Origin of the sequence: Flavobacterium sp. (assembly GCF_035760125.1) — a bacterium.
Classification (GTDB): Bacteria; Bacteroidota; Bacteroidia; order Flavobacteriales; family Flavobacteriaceae; genus Flavobacterium.
In genome coordinates this window covers 1-3,756 of sequence record NZ_DASTTN010000522.1, presented here as the reverse complement: position 1 = coordinate 3,756, position 3,756 = coordinate 1, and the positions used below count along the sequence as shown (strand labels likewise).

The following is a 3,756-nucleotide window of genomic DNA, read 5'->3' as shown; positions in this document are numbered from 1 at the left end:
CACATATTGAGCGTTCAACTTTCCAATGGAACTGGGCACATTATCCAAAAGACAGAAATGACGAGGTTACTCCTTGGCACGAAGCTTTTGTAAATGCCAAAAAATGGATAGACAATACAAACAAATAAGACTTCCTATTTAAAGTTTTATTTCCCAATAAAGCCCGTCTCTTTATAATTTTAGAGACGGGTTTTTCATGAAGATTTTTGTCCTAAAATCTTAATTAACCTAAAAAAAAAAAACCAGCAATGATTACCATTCAAAAAAAACTTTTTATTATAAGTCTACTCCTTTTAATAAATCCAGTATTTGCACAAATTTCAGATGAGTCCTTAAAAATTAATCCCCTGTTAGAATTGTATGGTTTTAATGCAAAAACTTTAGAACTAAAAGGAAATGTAACACAAATGCATGAGCAGCAATTTTCGATAAACGCTAAAGGGAACATAACAGGTGATTCTGAATTGATCAATAATTTTTATAAATTTTACACCGAAGGTTCTACCAAAGAATTTGAGCAAAATTATAAGTATCTGCTCTCAAAAAAGCACTTTTTCAGTTATACCAATAAAGGTTATATTTCACATATAGATATTGAGACTGTTAATGTAGCCAAAGATAAAGACACAACCAGTACTGATTTGGAAAACGAAACTCAAACTCCAGATTTTTCAACGGCTGATTACAAATATGTACAAAAGAAAAACATTTTATACAAAGGAGAAGAAGTTACCGAAGGTTCATCAAAAAAGACAACTACCCGAAAAGAATACTTTTATCATTTCAATGATGAGAATCAAGTTTTCCAAATTGATTACCAATCTACAGATTTATCAAAAAAATTCATTTACGATTCTAATGCACTGGTAAAAGAAATGCATACTTTTAAATCAGGCATTTTATCCCATAAAAGCATTTACAAATACGACCGTAACAATAGGTTAATTAACATAGCTACAATCAATTCAGATAACAATACAAAATATCCAAACCGAGAAATAGTTATAACATATAAACTGGACGAAATCGGAAATGTAATCGAGAAAAAAATGATAACATATCTTTATTCCCCTGAAGGAACCAAAGAGTTTCTTGAAGGATTTTTAAATTTATATAATTATACCTATTTGTAGTTTTTTTATCTAAAATTCCGTTTGTATCTTAGCCAAAAGTATAAACACATAACCTTAACCTAAAAAGCAACGCCCCTTGCTTTTTAGACCTTTTTAAAATCAACCTACACCCATGAAAAAAATTACTTTGCTGCTTGCCACACTTGTATTAAGTGCAACACATTCCTATGCTCAACTGAAAGTTACCAAAATCAGAAACAAAGACCAAGATCACTATATAGCAACAGTTATAGGTTATCCCATTATAGGTCTTTATACCTATGTAAACCAACCTGAACCCATTACAATCCTCAATGCAGACGGTACAGGAATTATGCAAAATGAAGATCTTGTCAAAGAAAACATCATTTGGGGAATTGAATGTTCCGAATCTGGAGTTCCAATTTTTAAAGAAGGATTTAATAGTGCATCTTATTCCTTTTGGTATAGAATAACCGGTTCCGCCAAATCCAAAACCGATGATGGAAACAATTGGATATTACAATCCTTTTCGATTCATTATGATAGAAAGAAAATGTTCATTTCCGGCGAAAGAGTAAAAGAATATGTAGAAGAGGATAAAAAATCTTAAATCCCTGTATATCCTCTATTTCACAAATTATTTTGGTCCAAAACTAATTCAAAAAAGCGCTTTTGTCCCTCCAATTCATTTAATTTATACAATTTTAAGAAAACGATTTCGTTGATTACCAATATTGTAATTATATTAATCGTAATTAATCATTGGAAAATAAAAATTATTATTAATTTTTATTTAATTTGCGAAAAAATTTAACAATCATACAATGAGAACGATTACCCGTCTTTTTGATTTCCCTTACTATCAGCTAGAAAATTACAACAAATTAGACGCTTTGGTTACGAAGCAAGATGGTGTTTGGGTAAAAACCTCAACCCAGGAATATCTTGATAAAGCCAATGCAATTTCTAGGGCATTGCTAAGAATGGGCATCCAAAAAGATGACAAAATTGCTATCATTTCAAGCAACAATAGAACGGAGTGGCATATCATGGATATTGGTATTTTACAAACCGGTGCACAAAACGTACCTATTTATCCAACTATTGCTCAAGAAGATTATGAATATATTCTAAATCATTCTGGGGCCATGTATGTATTTGTTTCGGATATCGAAGTGTACAATAAAGTAAATAATATAAAAGCGAATGTGCCTTCCTTAAAAGAGGTCTTTTCATTCAATGAAATTGGAGGATGCAGAAACTGGGCTGAATTATTAAATCTAGGAGCAGACAAAAGCAATCAGGACGTTGTTGAGGACAGAAAAAACAATGTAAAATCAGATGATTTAGCGACTATCATTTATACATCGGGAACAACAGGACGTCCAAAAGGAGTCATGCTTTCTCATAGAAATATTGTTTCGAATGTACTTAACAGTGCATCCAGAATTCCTTTTGAAGCAGGGAAAAGTGTAGCATTGAGTTTCCTTCCTATTTGCCATATTTTCGAAAGAATGATTTTATATCTGTACCAATATTATGGTGTTTCAGTATATTTCGGCGAATCTATAGACAAAATTAGCAGCAATTTAAAAGAAGTAAGACCAACCGTAATCACTGCCGTACCGAGACTTCTAGAAAAAGTATACGATAGTATTCTTGCAAAAGGAACTGAATTGAAAGGAATCAAAAAAATGCTTTTCTTTTGGGCAATCGATTTAGGACTGCGTTACGAGCCTTATGGAGCCAATGGTTTTTGGTATGAATTCCAATTAAAAATTGCCCGTAAACTAATTTTCAGCAAATGGAAAGAAGGTTTGGGAGGTAACTTAGATTTAATGGTTTCAGGAAGTGCCGCTTTACAAAAAAGATTATCACGCGTATTTGCAGCTGCCGAAATCCCAGTTATGGAAGGTTATGGATTAACAGAAACTTCTCCTGTAATTACTGTAAATGACATGAGAAACAGAGGTTTCAAAGTTGGAACTGTCGGAAAAGCAATTGACAATGTAGAAGTAAAAATTGCCGAAGACGGTGAAATTCTTTGCAAAGGTCCAAATGTTATGATGGGTTATTACAAAGATCCTGTAAAAACAGCCGAAGCTATCATCGATGGATATTTTCATACGGGAGATATTGGTAATGTTGATCAAAATGGATTTTTGACCATTACTGACCGCAAGAAAGAAATGTTTAAAACTTCTGGAGGAAAATACATTGCACCTCAAATTATCGAAAACACCATGAAACAATCTCGTTTTATTGAGCAAATTATGGTTATCGGTGATGGAGAAAAAATGCCTGGAGCACTTATACAACCTAGTTTTGAATTTATCAAAGAATGGGAAAAACTACACGGTATTGAGGTTGGAAAAACAAATCAAGAAATAATTTCCAATCCAAAAGTAATTGCCCGTATTCAAGAAGAAATTGACCATATCAATCCAAAATTTGGAAATTGGGAACAAGTAAAACGTTTCGAATTAACACCAGATGTTTGGTCAATTGACGGTGGACACCTTACTCCTACCCTAAAATTAAAAAGAAAAATTATACTGGAAATATACAAAGACCTTTACGAAAAAATATACGGTCATTCGCTGTAAACTTTTGTTAAAATTTAAAAATTCAAAGTCCTGATAGTTATTATCAGGGCTTTTTT

Annotated in this window: 3 protein-coding genes; all 3 read left to right on the top strand. The window is 32.3% G+C overall.

Going from position 1 to position 3,756, the window contains the following annotated elements:
• Positions 1 to 248: 248 nt before the first annotated feature.
• The 3 genes from VFS71_RS18580 to VFS71_RS18570 all read left to right on the top strand — a co-directional run bounded on the left by VFS71_RS18580 (position 249) and on the right by VFS71_RS18570 (position 3,700).
• A complete protein-coding gene (locus VFS71_RS18580) occupies positions 249 to 1,133 on the top strand; it encodes a hypothetical protein (RefSeq protein WP_326403127.1) in 885 nt (294 codons plus the stop codon).
• Between the two features lie 112 nt (positions 1,134 to 1,245).
• Complete coding sequence (locus tag VFS71_RS18575) at positions 1,246 to 1,704, top strand: hypothetical protein (protein WP_326403126.1); 459 nt, start codon at positions 1,246 to 1,248, stop codon at positions 1,702 to 1,704.
• 214 nt (positions 1,705 to 1,918) lie between these two features.
• Positions 1,919 to 3,700 (top strand): long-chain fatty acid--CoA ligase, encoded by a 1,782-nt coding sequence (locus VFS71_RS18570; RefSeq protein WP_326403125.1) that lies wholly within the window; start codon positions 1,919 to 1,921, stop codon positions 3,698 to 3,700.
• Positions 3,701 to 3,756 lie beyond the last annotated feature (56 nt).